Source organism: Lysinibacillus fusiformis, from assembly GCF_003049525.1.
GTDB lineage: Bacteria > Bacillota > Bacilli > Bacillales_A > Planococcaceae > Lysinibacillus > Lysinibacillus fusiformis.
Genome location: NZ_PYWL01000001.1, coordinates 850089 through 865862, shown reverse-complemented (window position 1 = coordinate 865862; position 15774 = coordinate 850089). Strand labels below are relative to the sequence as shown.

Sequence of the window (15774 nt, the reverse complement as noted above, 5' to 3'; positions counted from 1 at the left end):
ACACAACATGATTATCATTGAAAATACAGAAGCAACGAAAGTCAAAGTAGTAGCCGCGTTTTCGTTCGGAGAAATTGCGGTCGAATATGACATGAGTACTTTTCCGCAACCGGAAAACATACCAGGTAAAACGCACGAAATGTTTTACGACAAAGAAACAAAGTTGTTATATTATGAGTACACTGATATTCCTAAAACAGCATTAGAACTCTTACAAGAGGAAACACAACAATTGAAGTTAGCTATAGCTGAATCAGCAGAGGCACAACAGCAAGACAAAATAGAAAATCAATTAGCTATTGCGGAAGTGGCGGAATTAGTAGCATCTAAGGAGGTTTTATAATGGCCAAACTATATTGGGATTTAATTAAAATGAATTTGCGAACAGTTGACCAGGTGCCGTTACTTTGGCGAGAAGCCGTTCGAGCATTACTCGATAATGAAAAACAAGTAGACGCAGCATTAAGCTAGCGTTATTTTTATTGTTAAAATATAGGTAAAGCAAGGTCAAGCAGGCGTGATGTTCACTAATAATTTTTGTTTATGTATTATTAATATATACAAAGCAGAAAGGAGGTGAATAATATATTAACTAATTTAACAATGTTATTTATATTAGGGGCTGTAGCCTTTGATAAAGATATACCAATGCACATGAAAATAGCGCAAATTAGTTTTTTAACTGTATTCTTCTTAAGTTTACAGGGATAATTCAATTTTGATGCTAATAGTGCAATACAACAAGACTGAAGAAATGCACTGTGCGAGCAGTGCTATTTTTTATGCCTTTCACAGCCATTGTGGGGGGCTTTTATATTGGGAAAAGGGAAGTGTTCATATGGAAAAATGGATTGCTGTAGTAAGTGGAACAATAGGCACAATCATTTCATATTCAGTGGATGGTCTAGGAATGGCTGTTACTGTTTTGATTGGCTTTATGGCTATTGATTACCTTACAGGAATTATGGGCGGTATCGTTAATCAAAATTTAAACAGTCGTACAGGCTTTAACGGTATCATTCGAAAAATTTATTATTTAATGCTAGTTGGTTCTGTTTACTTATTATCCGTTGTGATTCCTGGCATTGAGTACGCAGGGGATGGGGCAGCCATTGCATTTTGTGTACTAGAATTCATTTCAATCACAGAGAATGGAACAAAGATGGGCTTGCCGATGCCTGACTTCATTAAAAATATTTTAGCAATCGTGAAGGATAAAACAGGAGAGGGTGAGGTTAAATGACAAGCGTAACTCAAACATGCCGAGATTTAAGCGAATTAACTGCAGCTACTCAAACAGCTTGTCAATTACTTTTTCAGGAATGCTTCAAAGCTGGCATTGTAGACATTTTTATCACAGAGACATACCGCAGCCAAGCTCGCCAAAATTACTTATATGAACAAGGGCGAACACGACCAGGGCAAGTAGTTACATGGACACGCAATAGTAATCATACATCACGTAGAGCCTGGGATATTGCTGTAGCACCACCGCGGAATTTATATGATATTTCTACCTTATCAAAGGTGGGGGCAATTGCTAAAAAGCTAGGCATTGAATGGGGTGGATATTGGGAGGCAGGAAAGTACGATGCGCCACATTTTGAAATTCCTACAACATGGAAGATTCCTGCAGGCTACAAATTAGAAGGACAAGTAATTGTGCCAACAAGTAGTGCTGTAAGAGTACAGCTTATTGTAGAGGATAAACCACAACAAACGGAAAAGGATGATGATATTATGAAATTCACAAGCACAACCGCAAAAGCTGCAGTACGTGATTATATTCAACAAGCCGTAGACAAAAAGGTGATTGATAAGTCATGGCTTGAAAAATTCGATAATGGAACTATGACAAGTGGTGATTTTGAAGGATTGAAGATTATCATTGCACAACGTAGCGCTTAACAGCAGAAGCCTGTTACCTTAATTGGTAATGGGCTTTTTTTATTTCCACAAATTAATACTTGTCAAAATGCAAACGTCTGTTCTAAAATAATACAAACGAATGTTCTTATTTGAGGGGTGTGGAATGATGAAAGAACAACTAATTAAAGCAATGCAACGGAACCAATTATTAAATATGATGTACATGGCTAAGGACGGTAACGTGTCAAAAAGGCATATCAAGATTATTAAAATTGCTGGTGATTCGTTTCAGGCGTATTGTTTTACAAGGCAAGCCAAGCGCACATTTATGATTGATAGTGTATTAGCAGTTGTTCCAATCAGCCACAAGGATCGTTCGGTTGTATGCTGAAACCTGAACAACGGAAACTTTTTCATAAATTTTTAATTCTAGAAATGGCAGTTCAATCATTGCAACGTGACTTCCCTGTAATAGAAAATTTGAAAATGAGTAAAGTTTATTTACCAATCCTCGAAAGGTTACTAAATGACATAACCCAAGATTATTACAATTCAAAAAGGTTGTTGGCAAAAGAGAAAATAAGATTGGTAAAGGTCGAAAAAATAGACGAATATTTTAGTGACGTGCATATAGCTACAGCAGGGAATGATGTGGTACTCAGATATGCTAATATGGCTTTGAAAACTCAGGTAGAAAAATTATTAATCAGTCACCAAAATAAAGACCAGGCGCTCAATTGAAAGTGAGTACCTGGATCTTTTTTGTTTATTCGTCATACGGTTTATACTTCGGTTGAAGCTCCTTAGCTGCATCTTTTCTTTTTGAAATATACTACGATGTTAACAATGACTAAAACTAAGCATAATGAATAAATGACTATCATTGAGTAATCAAAAAACTTTGGTTCCTTCCAGTTAACCATGTCAGTTAAGATATACAAAGCAAATGCTAAGGCAGCCACATATCCGATATTTTTCATAATTTAATGGATGTGATAAGATTATAGGGAAGGAGGGGCTAACCTCCTTCGCTTGACTATTTGCGACGTTTCTTCTTGCTAGAGGGGCGTCGCTTTTGTTTTGGCTTATTTTTCATATCGCTAATGTTTTTTGCAGAACTTGTTAGTAAGTTAAGCACAGTTGCGATAGCTACTAGATAAGCTAGAACCTTATCATAATCCACTTTGTTCACCTCCTTTCTATACTCTTATTATATATCAAGTGATGTATATAAATCAAGTGATTTATAAAAGTTTTTTAATTTATTTTGAAAGGTGATTATCATAGTATTCGCCAAGTTTTTCAGCTACGCCTAAGCCCATACGACTGATGTCACTAACACCATCTACATAACGTTTAATTGCGCCTTGTGTAAGTCCACACTCTTTAAAGATACGATATGATGTATGTTCACCTTCGCCATTTTTAGCATCCTGTGCAGCCTTAACAACCGCCTCAACTTTATCTGTAAGTTTCATGCCTAACACTCCTTTTTTAAGTACATTATAAATCATATGAAATATAAATCAAATGATTTCTATATCAAAAGAAAAAAGCCACTCAATTGAGTGACTAGATTCCTAACAATTGCTTTTTCTTCGCGTCAAATTCATCTTGCGTTAATATCCCATCATCTAATAAATCTTTCAATTCTCGAATTTCATCGGCTACATCGTACATGTCCTTTTCCTGTTTAGCAGCAGGTGAAGAAGATGTTTTTGCCATTGCTTTAAGGTTCTCAATCCCACTCTTAATTTCAAGTGCTATATGCGCTGGCACATCGTCAATGATTGCTTTATTTCCAGTAGATACGATTTCGATAGTAGAGTAAACAAGCTTATTAGAAATGTTAATACTGCTAATTGATGATAAAGGAATGCTTCTTTCATCGTTTGAAACAATGCCTTTAATTTCATGTAATAAAATACGTTTGTCAGTTACATAAAGCTGTTTGATGCCTTTAACAGAAGCACACACAGCTAGTAGCGTTTCACCTTGTTCAGTTAATCGATCATCGAACATTTGAATTTGTTTAGCCATTGCTTTCTTCTTACCAAAGCCAGCAAATTTGATTGTTTCAGCGATAGTGTCCATGTCATGCACTCCTTACAGATAATTGTAATTTCATTCTATAGAAAATCTTGCCAATAGTACATATAAAAAAGACAGACAACTATTAGTTATCTGTTTTAAATCTTAGATCCATCTTCATATACAAAATTAGCCTCAAACTTAACGCCCATTGCCTCAGCAATTTCTACTAACTCTTTTTCGCTGAAATTATCTCTTTTCATTTTCTTCCAAAGATTCGGTTGTGAAGTACCCAATAACTCAGCTAACTCAGTCAAATTTTTATCTTCTTTAGCTAAAAGCATTCGAATTTTTTCAGCCATGCTCATTGAATTTCACCTCTCGTTTATTGTTCTTAATCACATTATATATTAATCAATCCTTAATGGGAATTAAAAATAACTAAAAAGTTATAAAAATAATTGATTTTATAATTATTAAGGTTTATATTATAACTAATAGGTTTTAATTAATTCCTTTTTAGGTGGTGAAAACGATGGCGTTTGAATACTTAGCACAATACACAACATTTGAATCAATAGAAGATATGGACGCAGCTGTAGAAAATCACATGGCTGCTTATTACTACGATTTAACGGAATCAGAACGTGCCATCGTTTTCAAGCTTGCTTCTCATAGCTTAGAGAATCCAGGAGCTTGTCATTTGAAAGCTGCCACAATTGCTGCAGCATTGGAGATCAGCACAAAGACGGTTTACCGAGCTATTTCAAAACTGGAATCGTTAGGGATCGTTAAGAAAGAAACGACTGTAAAAAGCAAGGGTGGGCAAGGAGCAAGCATCTACATTATTTTGCCTTACAATGTCCCACCGTCAATGTCCGAGCGTGAAAAAGATGGAAAGCATTGCGAGAGTAAGGTTGAAGCGCAACAATCTGAAAACCTATCTTTAAACTCTTTTAATCTTTTAAGTTCTAAACAAGCAAATAATATTATGAGTCTTGAAAATGAATTAGCTTTGCAAGCTGAAAAGAAAAAGGAATACATGAATGAATACCAGGTGATGCTATTCGACTTCATGAATAGCTTGCCATTAGCTGATAATTTGAAAGACGAATTGCACAAAGTTGTATTAGCTACTCAGGTTCAAAATGCACGTGACTTTATAAAAGCTAAGAACGTGCTATTTAAAATTGCTATGGATATTAAAGAAGGTATTCTGACAGTTACAAGCACAATAAGAGCTGTATTTGTAGGAGCTTATAACAAGGCTGTAGAGCGTTCTAGTATGAAGCTTAGTGAATCATCATCTATAGAAGAAACAGCTAAAAGAGAACGTCCAGTACCTTTTTATAACTGGCTGAATGAGCGTGATAGTCGTTCGGAATTATGTAGTAGACCAAAATTAGAAAACTGGCTTGAATGGTGAAAGGGGAATAGAACATGACGCATTTTGAATATATGGAGCAACAAGGGCAATTATCGATTTTTGATTTAGATGACCAATATGAGGAAATGAAATTCAAAAAGGCATCCACAAATGTTAGTAAACCTGTTGGTAAAAAGTCTGTGGTCATGCCTCGCAAGGTTGGGTATATCGTGGGTTGATATAAAATAATTTTAAAGTTTCTATAAAATGTACTATATCTATACTATAATGATATTGGGTAATTTATCCACCAACAAAAAAGTGAATTAAATGAAAAATGATTTTGGAGATGATAGAAAAAATGCAAATCCCAGTAATTGCTTATATTTTATCTGTAGTAATAGCTACATTAGCTTTAAGTGTTTCTTTAACAACTTTATTCAAATCGCATTTATCGAAATTTAAGCCAATTATAACAGTAGGCGATCTTAATGTACGGATTTATCCAATCAAGAGTGAGAATAAAGAATGGTTTATACCTAGTTTCTATTTACCTATTAGTATTTCAAACGATGGTGCGAAGCCAGGAAAGATTTTGGGTGTAAGACTGTGTATTAGTTATCCGGATTTGCCTATTCCGAATAATAAAGAAATTCTCCTTCCAATATGGGAAATAGATAATTTTAGAAATATCACTAAGAATCGTTTTGATTGGATAGAAGAGGCATGCACAAGCGATTGGATGCCTTTTGTCATACTACCGAAAAATACAGTAAATAAAAATATTGTATTAGAAACTAGATGGGATGATCCTGTAATTCAAAATAATGTTGATTTAACATTAGAAATTTATACAGAATCTGAAAGAGAGTGGATAAAGGTAAATAATTGGAAGTTTGTTTTAATTCCATTCGTGTGGGACGATTTGACAAGTGGAAGTTCTTATACTATAAAACCTGAATATCATCTCCCGACAGAAGAAAGAGTGTATCCTAAAGATTTACACAAATATACAGGAAGTAAAGAACCAATAACTAAATCAGATAAAATGGAACCATCTTATTTGAATTATAAGGATTAAAAAATTGCTTGAGTTGATACATTTTTTTCGAATTGAATATTTAATTTATTTTAAATTCTGACCACTCAATAAATGGGTGGTCTATTTTCGTTTCTGAAAGTTAAAAAAGACCGCCTAATTAAGACGGTCTTAATAATAAAATCAGGCGACTAAAGGAGACCAAAAAGCGACCAAGCGACCGAATATAGATGAATTAGTTTAATTTTAAATGTAGTATAATGAAAACAAATAGAACGAAAGTGTACTAAAAATGCACATTTTCAGATGCAAGCAAACTCTAATGAACATGTGATATGAAAGGTAGTACTTTTTTTGTTAATTGTCTAGAGGAGGAATGAATATGAAAATCGGTTGTATTCAGTTAAACGTTGGCTTCGGCAAAGTAGAAGAAAATTTTATACGGGCAGAGGACAAGATTCGTGAAGCCGCAAAACTAGGGGCAGAAATTATTGTGCTTCCAGAAATGTGGAATACGGGCTACGCACTAGAGAAGCTACCAGAATTGGCGGATGTTAACGGTGAGCGTACAAAGGCATTTTTAGCTAACTTAGCGAAGGAACTTAGTGTACATATTGTCGGTGGCTCCGTTTCAATAAAAAAGGACGACAAGTTTTACAATACGATGTATACATTTGATAACAATGGATTACTTGTTGGGGAATATAACAAAGCCCATCTTTTCCGTTTAATGGACGAGCATCTTTACTTAGAAGCTGGAGATGATATGAATCGATTCGCGCTAGGACCTATTGAGGCGGCTGGTGTCATTTGCTATGATATTCGTTTCCCTGAATGGTTACGTGCGCATGCCCTCCAAGGAGCGAAGGTGCTGTTTGTACCAGCTCAATGGCCGACGCCTAGAATTGATCATTGGAAAACATTGCTGCAAGCGCGAGCGATTGAAAACCAATGCTTTGTTATAGCAGTTAACCGTATTTCGAGAAAAGTAGAAAACTTTAATGGGCAATCGATGATTATTCAGCCGTGGGGTGAAGTGCTTTGGGTTGGTGCTGAAGAAGAGGAAGTAGCAGTAATTGATGTGGATTTCTCCATTGTTGATGAAGTACGTGGAAGAATTCCTGTATACGATGATCGTCGACCAGAACTTTATCAAGATGTTGTGGTGAAAGGATAATGAGATGGCACGTTGAAGGGGGAGAGCTCTTGAACGTGCCTATTTTTTAACTCTTGTCATCAATTAAGGAATTTGCAAGGAGCATAAATTCCAGTGTAATGCGATTATGACCCTTCATGAAATTTTCCCCGAGTAAATTTTCAAGCTTTTTTAAGCGGTGATACAGTGTTTGACGAACGATAAACAATTGATTAGCCGTTTGCTGCTTGGAGCCATTTGATTGTAAATAGACTTGTAAGGTTTCAAGAAGCTTGCTGTTATATTTTTCATCGTACTCAATAACTGGCTGTAAATAGTCGTTTATAACTTCCTTTAAATTCACCTGCATTTGTAATTTATAGATTAAATGATACAAATGCAAATCATCATAAAAGAACGAGGAAGTTTGCACTTTGCGGCAAATATATAATGTTTCTAATGCAGTTTGATAGCTTTTGGAGATTTCTTGCACATCAGCTACAACTTTACCAACTGCTATTTGAAATCCTTGAGTTTGCTGTTTTTTATAAAATTCAGTTTTGGGCAATGAGGTAAAGATGCTATTTAGTATTTCACGAATCGCTCGACAATCTTTTGTATGAAGTAAAATAAAAATGACATAGCTTTTTCTTTCGAATAAAAATGGGATAAAGCCATGCTGTTCAAAGAGATTACGATAATAAAGTTTACTATAGACAATATCCTCCTGCGCTTTCATTACTGTATTGGGAGTGGCCAAAACAAAGACAGCCCCACTAGATTGTGAATAGTTAGTATAGTGAGAAACGATAAATTTATAGATTTCCTCCTTGTTCAGTTTTTGGTCGATCCAATCAGCTAAAATCGAAGCGTCCTCAATATTCTTTTTCTCCTCAATATAGAACTCTCGCATTAATAATTGCGCTAATGCTGTTGCTGTACGGTCTAAAATTAATAATTCAAACTCTGAGAATAGACCATCTTCACGAAAAATCGTTAAATCTGCATAATGTTGATCAAAAATAAAGATGGGCTCATGTTTAAATTGCTGAGCATATTTATTCAAAGCTAATAATTGCTGACGGTTACTTTTTGTCATGTTGGGAAAAAAGATAGGTTCCCGTCCCTTAATGGAAAACATAATTTGTGTTTTCAATTCGTTATACATATTTTGTAAAATATCATCCGTGTTTTGTCCTAAGACCGTATTTTTATTTAAAGTTTGTGAGTAGGATTCTAGTGTCGAAACCATTAAATATTGCTGATTAATAATTTGACTGTGTAAATCCTGTGTAATGCGAACAAAAGGAACCGCTTCATGAAAAACAATAATCGGGAACTGATGACGATTTGCAATAGCAAGTATTGCTTCTGGAACTGCTTGAATAGAAGAGCCATACTCAATACAAAGGGCAGCACAATTTTTATCGATTAAAGATTCAATAAACGTCATAAAATCTTCGATGCCATGTTGAAGACTGATCCCCGTTGTTAACACCAGCTCTTCTCCAACTAAAAAATTATCTACATGGACTATTTCAAGAACATGTGCCCACTTAACGATTCTTAATAGCCCCTCATGACCTGCAACTACCTCTGCATTCTGAAAGTATTTATTTTCTAACACATGAAGTACTTTAAGTTGGAATTGGCTCAATATAGCTCCTCCTTTTGAAACATCTTCCACGTTTTATATATCTATTATTTCTCTTTCATGTTACTAAATAGCTGTAAATTTAGGTAAGTTAATATTTTGAGAATATTTAGTCTATTTTACATTATGTTTAAAACAATTGTATAGAAATTTACAGTTTGTCTATTACTTCAACGATATGAAACATGTAAGATTTTTGTAAGCGATAATCCAATCTAATAAAAGAGGTGTCAGATATGGAGCAACAAACGCATTTACAAAGAGGATTAAAGAAACGGCATATGACGATGATCGCAATAGCGGGTGTAATTGGGGCTGGCTTATTTATGGGCAGTGGCTCAGTCATTAACTTGGCGGGTCCAGGAGCAATTTTATCGTATATATTTGCAGGAATTATCGTCATCGTAGTGATGCGTATGCTAGGTGAGATGGCGGCTGTCAATCCAACGAGTGGGTCGTTTGCACATTATGCCCATGAAGCAATTGGTCCATGGGCAGGCTTTATGATTGGCTGGCTGTATTGGTTTTTCTGGGTCATAGCTATTGCATTAGAGGCGACGGCAGCAGCGGCCATTATTCAATATTGGTATGACGGAATTCCTTTATGGCTCTTAAGTTTACTTTTAACCGTAGCACTCACTTTAACAAATGTTCTTTCTGTAAAAGCCTTTGGCGAATTTGAATATTGGTTCTCTCTTATTAAGGTTGCAAGTATAGTAGTTTTTTTAGGTTTAGGCGCGTTCATTATTTTTGGTATAGCCCCAAACTTTAACGCTGTCGGTCTGACAAATCTAGTTGAGCAGGGTGGATTTTTACCAAACGGCTTTGGCGCTGTACTAATGGGTGTTGTCATTGTTATTTTTTCCTTTATGGGGACAGAGATTGTCGCTATCGCTGCTGGTGAGTCAGACGAACCGTTAGCAGCTGTAACAAAAGCTACCAATTCGATTACTTGGCGCATTTTAATTTTCTATGTGGGTTCAATAACTGTTGTTGTGACGTTATTGCCTTGGCACTCCTCTGATATTTTAACAAGTCCTTATGTAGCAGTGTTAGATTATATTGGTATTCCTGCCGCCGCACAAATCATGAATTTTGTTGTTTTAACAGCTGTGTTATCGTGTTTAAATTCTGCACTTTATGCAACATCACGAATGGTATTTTCTTTAGCAGAGAAGGGCGAGGCACCAAAAGCCTTTTTGAAATTAAATAAAAATGGTGCACCTGTGAATGCTATTTTAGCCGCAACATTTTTCTCTTATATTGCCGTTATTATGAATTATGTTTCACCAGATAAAGTATTTATGTTTTTACTAAGCTCTTGTAGTGCTATTACTTTAATTCTTTATTTAATTATCGCCTTTTCACAATTGTGAATGCGTAGAAAGATTGAACGCGAAAATCCTGAGCTATTAAAGGTGAAGATGTGGCTATTCCCGTATCTAACGTATTTCACAATAGTAGCTACAACTGCCTTATTAATAGCCATGTTCTTTATTGAGTCTATGCGCTCACAAATTCTATTTACATGTGTTGTCGTTGCCGTGGTAATGATTTTTTATTTACTTACGCAAAGGAATAAGGTGATAAAACAGGTCGATGAATCAAGCTCTATTTTTAGCAAAGACGAATTTGATTTTGAACAATAATCCCATATAAGGAGAGGTTAAATGATGACAGTACAACAAAAAATGAAAACGCTAACACATTTTATCAAGGGGGAAGAGGTAGCTGGTACTAGTGGAAGATTTTCAGATGTGTATAATCCAACAACAGGTGAAACGATAGCGAGAGTCCCACTTGCTTCAAAAGACGAAGTACAGCAGGCCATTCAACATGCTAAGGAAGCCTTTCCTGCATGGAAAAAGGTGTCCATTGGGAAGAGGGTTGAGGTTTTACATCGATTCCGTCAATTGTTAGTAACAAAACAGGAAGAACTTATTGAAGTGATTTGTCAGGAAAGCGGGAAAACTAAAGAGGATGCCAAGGGCGAAATTATTCGAGGGATTGAATCGGTAGATATGGCGATTAGTGCCCCACAATTGCTAAAAGGGGAGTATTCCGTCAATGTAGGTGGCAATATTAATGCTTTTTCTGCCAAATCACCACTCGGTGTAGTGGCAACGATTGCGCCTTTTAATTTCCCTGTTATGGTCCCTTTAGCTATTACAAGTATGGCTGTGGCAGTAGGGAATGCTGTTATTTTAAAACCATCTGAACGTGTTCCTCATTCTGCATTATTTTTAAGTCAATTATGGAAAGAGGCGGGACTTCCTGATGGTATTTGGACAGTAGTGAATGGCGATAAAGAAGCGGTCAATGAGCTTGTAGAAAACAAAGAGATTCAAGCCATTTCCTTTGTAGGCTCTACGCCAGTAGCCGAATATATTTATCAAACGGGAACAAAGCATAATAAACGTGTGGCTGCTTTTGGTGGTGGTAAGAACTTTATGATTGTTATGCCAGATGCCAACTTGGAACAAACTGCGAACGCCTTTTTAGGTGCGGCGTACGGGGCAGCATCACAGCGCTGTATGGCGATTTCTGGAGCGCTTGTTGTTGGTCAAGATACAGAGCAACGTTTTACAGACATATTGAAGCATAAGATTTCACAGCTAAAGGTAGGTCCTTATACAGAAGAAGATGTCGATTTCGGCCCAGTTATTACCCAACAATCGAAAGAAACGATTATCAGCTATATTGATGGTGCTGTTACTGAAGGGGCAAATCTTGTCATTGACGGACGAAACCCTAAAGTATGTGAAACATCTAATGGTTTTTATATTGGGCCAACACTCCTCAATAATATTACGCCTGATATGACCATCTTTAAAGAGGAGGTCTTTGGTCCAGCACGTATAGTAGTGCGCGTGGAGACATTACAAGAAGCTATTGATTTAATTAATGACCATGAACTTGGTAATGGTGTAACGATGTTTACAAGCAGTGGTGCAGCAGCTCGTAAATTCCAAGAAGAGATTGAAGTGGGCATGGTAGGGGTTAACGTACCAATTCCAATTCCTGTCGGCTACCATAATTTCGGCGGGTGGAAGCGTTCTAAGTTTGGTGAAGGGTATATGTTTGGTCCAGATCAAGCGAGATTCTTTACAAAGGCGAAAACAATCTCGGAGCGTTGGCCGGATGAAACGGAAGATGCAACAAGCTCCTTTGCCTTCCCAAGTAATAACGATGCAACAAAAAGCTAACCTACTAAAAAATAAATGAGAGGGTGTTCAGCAATGACACAGACCAATCTTAAAAGTGATGTTTTAACAAAGGATGAGCGATATGTATGGCATTCAATGAAACCCTACAATCCACAAGCAACATATGTAGTGGAAAAATCAGATGGTGCAAGAATAATAGATACGGATGGCGTCGAATATATTGATGCCATGGCTGGGCTATGGTGTGTAAATGTCGGTTATGGACGTAAGGAACTGGCAGATGCCGCACATGAGCAAATGATGAAAAATGCCTATGCACCATTATCGCAGGGACATTTACCAGCCGTACAGCTAGCTGAAAAACTAAATAACTTGCTTGGTGGGGAGTACGTTATTTTCTTCTCTAATAGCGGATCAGAAGCGAATGAAACAGCTTTTAAAATAGCGCGACAATATCACCAGCAAAAAGGGCAAAGCTCCCGCTATAAGATTGTCTCTCGCTACCGCGCCTACCATGGAAATTCCTTTGGGGCATTAGCAGCAACAGGGCAAGCGGAACGGAAATATAAATACGAGCCACTATCTCCCGGCTTTATCCATGTTGCACCGCCTGATCAATACCGTGAACATGAAGATGATGCTGTTGCGCCATTAGATTTAGCGAGCGTAAGGGCTGTCGATAAAACGATGACATGGGAACTGAGTGATACGATTGCAGCCATGATTTTAGAGCCAATTATTACAGGTGGCGGTGTCATCATGCCTCCCGAAAACTATTTAAAAGGCATAGAGGAAGTGTGCAAAAAGCATGGAGCTTTAATGATAGTGGATGAAGTTATTTGTGGCTTTGGTCGAACAGGCAAGCCATTTGGATTTATGAATTATGGTGTGAAACCAGATATTATTACAATGGCTAAAGGGATTACGAGCGCATACTTACCATTATCAGCAACTGCCGTAAAGCGTGAGATTTATGAGGCTTTCACTGGCACAGATGCCTATGGCTATTTCCGCCATGTCAATACTTTTGGCGGCTCTCCAGTAGCATGTGCAGTTGCATTAAAAAATATTGAGATTCTAGAGCAAGAAGCGTTGTTCGACCGCTCCAAGGAAATGGGGAAGGCTACATTACAAATATTGCAAGAAAATTTACAGGATCATACGAATGTAGGAGATGTGCGGGGCAGAGGTTTATTAATTGGGATTGAATTAGTAGTAGATAAAGTCTCGAAAGAACCTTTACCAGTGGAGAAGGTAAATGCTGTTATTGCCGCATGCAAAGAACAAGGGGTGATCATTGGGAAAAATGGGGCAACAGTAGCGGGCTTTAATAATGTTCTGACACTATCACCACCACTTAATATTATTCGAGAGGATCTTCAGCGTATACTTGATGTGGTCGTAGAGAGTATAAGAAAGCTGTAATACATGATGTTGGTTCTAAAGGCCTTGAAGGAAGGGCTTTTAGAACCTTTTTAAACAACTAGAAATGAATGCTCGGTAAAAATAATTATTAAATTTATAAAAATAATGCTGGAAAAAAAGTGAACTGTAGTTTATAGTTGTTAAAAAATAATAAATTTTCTGATAATTATGCATCGAAAGTGTCCTTGATCCTGGAAGGGGATATTTTTTTAATTACTTATTTTCAGCAGTGGAATAAATAAATCTTGTCGGTTGAACTATAGTTTCTGATGAAAAGCAATTGTGAAGTTGAGAAAGCAATGTCTTCCTTTGAATTGTCTTATCGTAATGAAAGTATAGTTTATTTTTTTGCCTATTTATTTTCATCAGTGGAGAAAATAAATAATTTTAGTAATTATATTTCTTAATGAAGCCATTAGGAGGTATTATTATATATTTTTACAAAGGGAGTAGATGAGATGAATTATGTTAAAAAATTGGTTTTTGTAATTCTATGTACATTGCTTTTAGCAGCATGCGCAGAGAAAGACAATTCTAACGCATCAAACACTGGGGAAAAATCTACTACAGATTCAGGTAAAGCTAGTTCAAAAAATGAATTGGTCATCGCTGTAAATGAAAACTTTATTTCTATGGATCCACATAACACAGGAGATACCAATTCGGGTTCAGTGCAGGAGACGATGTTAGAGGGGTTACTGGGCTTCGATGCGGATGGACAAATAATTAAGGTGCTTGCAGAAGATTATACAATCAGTGAAGACGCACTGGAGTATACATTTAAGCTGCAAGAAGGGGTCACTTTCCATGACGGGGAGCAGTTTAATGCAGAGGCTGTAAAAGCCAATATTGAACGAATTATGAATGATGAAAGCTTACGCCTCTATTCACGTGGTTTTAGCTTAATCAGTCATGTTGAAATACTAGGAGACTATGACATTAAAGTGACTTTAAAAGAACCGTATGGACCGATGATTACACGATTCGGAGTGGCCAAAATGATTAGTCCCAAAATGATTAAAGAAAATGTAGCAGATATTACTAAGCAGCCTGTCGGAACAGGTCCTTATCAATTTGTTGAATGGGTACAAGGAGATCATTTAACCATTGAAAAATTTGATGGCTATTGGGGTGGCGGTGACCGTGTATCTAAAATTACGTATAAACCAGTCCCAGAAAACGGATCTCGGGTGGCGATGTTAAAAGCTGGGGATGCACAGGTTATCTATCCTGTACCTGCTCAAAATATCGATGAGCTTTCTAACCATAAAGATGTAGAAGTTAATAAAGTTCCTTCAACAATTGCTCATTATGTTTCCTTAAATACGTATAAAAAACCGTTGAATGATAGTAAGGTTCGACAAGCATTTAATTATGCGGTGGACAAAGAAGCTTATTTAAAGGTTGTTAATGCAGGTCTAGGCTTACCGCTAGACTCCATTATTCCTTCCAAAACAGTTTATTATAAACAGCAAAAAATGTATGAGCACAATATAGAAAAAGCAAAGGCCTTGTTGGCTGAGGCTGGATATCCTGATGGCTTCGATATTGAAATCTGGGGAAATACGAACTCGGATACGATGAAGGGAATGCAGTTTATTCAACAGCAGTTAGGACAAATCGGTGTCAAAGTTGCGATTAAATCTATGGAAGAGGGTACTTTGTCAGATGAGATTTACGGGGCTCAAACACCAGATGATGCAAAATTACAAATGTGGTATGTGAGCTGGTCAGCCTATGCTTCTGATATAACAAATGCGACAAAACCACTTTTCCATAGTGTATCATTCCCGCCAAATGGTGCGAACACAGCCTATTATCATAACACTGAGGCAGATCAAATAATGGATGAGGCTAACTCCATTTCAGATGTAGACCGCCAAGCTGAGCTCTATGAAAAATTACAGGAAATCGTTTACCAAGATACACCTTGGATTTTCTTAGGGGTAGATGAGGTTGTATATGGTGTACGTTCAAATGTCAGCGGTGTATTAGTAAATCCAACAGGTGGGCTCGATGTGAAGAATGCAAAAATTGAGTAAAGCTACTCAATATAAAAGGAATTGATATAGGTCAATTCCTTTTCTA

18 protein-coding genes and 1 pseudogene are annotated in these 15774 nt (G+C 36.7%); 14 read left to right on the top strand and 5 right to left on the bottom strand.

Going from position 1 to position 15774, the window contains the following annotated elements; genetic code table 11:
• Positions 1-7: 7 nt before the first annotated feature.
• From C9J29_RS04110 to C9J29_RS04090, 6 genes are all read left to right on the top strand, one after another.
• Positions 8-343, top strand: coding sequence for a hypothetical protein (locus tag C9J29_RS04110; protein ID WP_107921660.1), 336 nt, complete (start codon positions 8-10; stop codon positions 341-343).
• Complete coding sequence (locus C9J29_RS24895; protein WP_255319024.1) at positions 343-471, top strand: CD1375 family protein; 129 nt, start codon at positions 343-345, stop codon at positions 469-471. Before C9J29_RS04110 ends, C9J29_RS24895 begins: the two co-directional genes overlap by 1 nt.
• A 367-nt stretch (positions 472-838) precedes the next feature.
• Positions 839-1243 carry a phage holin family protein gene (locus tag C9J29_RS04105; protein WP_164908757.1) on the top strand — a complete coding sequence of 135 codons (405 nt, stop codon included), beginning with the start codon at positions 839-841 and terminating at the stop codon, positions 1241-1243.
• Positions 1240-1908: a M15 family metallopeptidase gene (locus tag C9J29_RS04100; RefSeq protein WP_107921658.1), complete on the top strand. Its 669-nt coding sequence runs from the start codon at positions 1240-1242 to the stop codon at positions 1906-1908. The genes C9J29_RS04105 and C9J29_RS04100 overlap by 4 nt, the downstream gene beginning before the upstream one ends.
• A 127-nt stretch (positions 1909-2035) precedes the next feature.
• Complete coding sequence (locus C9J29_RS04095; RefSeq protein WP_107921657.1) at positions 2036-2260, top strand: transcriptional regulator; 225 nt, start codon at positions 2036-2038, stop codon at positions 2258-2260.
• Positions 2254-2610: a YhjD family protein gene (locus C9J29_RS04090; protein WP_164908758.1), complete on the top strand. Its 357-nt coding sequence runs from the start codon at positions 2254-2256 to the stop codon at positions 2608-2610. Before C9J29_RS04095 ends, C9J29_RS04090 begins: the two co-directional genes overlap by 7 nt.
• Positions 2611-2905: 295 nt before the next feature.
• Here the strand turns inward: C9J29_RS04090 and C9J29_RS24175 are convergent, their stop codons facing one another.
• From C9J29_RS24175 to C9J29_RS04075, 4 genes are all read right to left on the bottom strand, one after another.
• Positions 2906-3052, bottom strand: a complete 147-nt coding sequence (locus C9J29_RS24175; RefSeq protein ID WP_164908759.1) for a hypothetical protein — start codon at positions 3050-3052, stop codon at positions 2906-2908.
• 79 nt (positions 3053-3131) lie between these two features.
• Positions 3132-3347 carry a hypothetical protein gene (locus tag C9J29_RS04085; RefSeq protein ID WP_107921656.1) on the bottom strand — a complete coding sequence of 72 codons (216 nt, stop codon included), beginning with the start codon at positions 3345-3347 and terminating at the stop codon, positions 3132-3134.
• A 94-nt stretch (positions 3348-3441) separates the two neighbouring features.
• Positions 3442-3963 (bottom strand): SHOCT domain-containing protein, encoded by a 522-nt coding sequence (locus C9J29_RS04080; protein WP_107921655.1) that lies wholly within the window; start codon positions 3961-3963, stop codon positions 3442-3444.
• A gap of 95 nt (positions 3964-4058) precedes the next feature.
• Positions 4059-4268: a helix-turn-helix domain-containing protein gene (locus C9J29_RS04075; RefSeq protein ID WP_069482485.1), complete on the bottom strand. Its 210-nt coding sequence runs from the start codon at positions 4266-4268 to the stop codon at positions 4059-4061.
• Positions 4269-4435: 167 nt separating this feature from the next.
• Between C9J29_RS04075 and C9J29_RS04070 the strand changes: the two genes are divergently transcribed.
• The 4 genes from C9J29_RS04070 (at position 4436) to C9J29_RS04060 (ending at position 7482) form a co-directional block, all read left to right on the top strand.
• Positions 4436-5326 (top strand): helix-turn-helix domain-containing protein, encoded by an 891-nt coding sequence (locus C9J29_RS04070; RefSeq protein ID WP_107921654.1) that lies wholly within the window; start codon positions 4436-4438, stop codon positions 5324-5326.
• Positions 5327-5340: 14 nt separating this feature from the next.
• Positions 5341-5505 carry a hypothetical protein gene (locus C9J29_RS24170; protein WP_164908760.1) on the top strand — a complete coding sequence of 55 codons (165 nt, stop codon included), beginning with the start codon at positions 5341-5343 and terminating at the stop codon, positions 5503-5505.
• Between the two features lie 122 nt (positions 5506-5627).
• Complete coding sequence (locus C9J29_RS04065; RefSeq protein WP_107921653.1) at positions 5628-6347, top strand: hypothetical protein; 720 nt, start codon at positions 5628-5630, stop codon at positions 6345-6347.
• 340 nt (positions 6348-6687) lie between these two features.
• The gene (locus C9J29_RS04060; protein ID WP_107921652.1) at positions 6688-7482 is read left to right on the top strand and encodes a carbon-nitrogen family hydrolase; all 795 of its coding nucleotides are present in this window, start codon (positions 6688-6690) and stop codon (positions 7480-7482) included.
• 46 nt (positions 7483-7528) lie between these two features.
• Here the strand turns inward: C9J29_RS04060 and C9J29_RS04055 are convergent, their stop codons facing one another.
• A complete protein-coding gene (locus C9J29_RS04055) occupies positions 7529-9097 on the bottom strand; it encodes a PucR family transcriptional regulator (RefSeq protein ID WP_107921651.1) in 1569 nt (522 codons plus the stop codon).
• Between the two features lie 233 nt (positions 9098-9330).
• Here C9J29_RS04055 and C9J29_RS04050 point away from each other — a divergent pair.
• The 4 genes and pseudogenes from C9J29_RS04050 (at position 9331) to C9J29_RS04035 (ending at position 15728) form a co-directional block, all read left to right on the top strand.
• A pseudogene (locus tag C9J29_RS04050) lies at positions 9331-10743 on the top strand (amino acid permease).
• Between the two features lie 24 nt (positions 10744-10767).
• Positions 10768-12300, top strand: a complete 1533-nt coding sequence (locus tag C9J29_RS04045) for a CoA-acylating methylmalonate-semialdehyde dehydrogenase (RefSeq protein WP_107921740.1) — start codon at positions 10768-10770, stop codon at positions 12298-12300.
• Between the two features lie 33 nt (positions 12301-12333).
• Positions 12334-13686, top strand: a complete 1353-nt coding sequence (locus C9J29_RS04040; protein ID WP_090002469.1) for an aspartate aminotransferase family protein — start codon at positions 12334-12336, stop codon at positions 13684-13686.
• A gap of 458 nt (positions 13687-14144) precedes the next feature.
• On the top strand, positions 14145-15728 hold the full coding sequence (locus tag C9J29_RS04035; protein ID WP_107921650.1) for a glutathione ABC transporter substrate-binding protein: 1584 nt from the start codon (positions 14145-14147) through the stop codon (positions 15726-15728).
• Positions 15729-15774 lie beyond the last annotated feature (46 nt).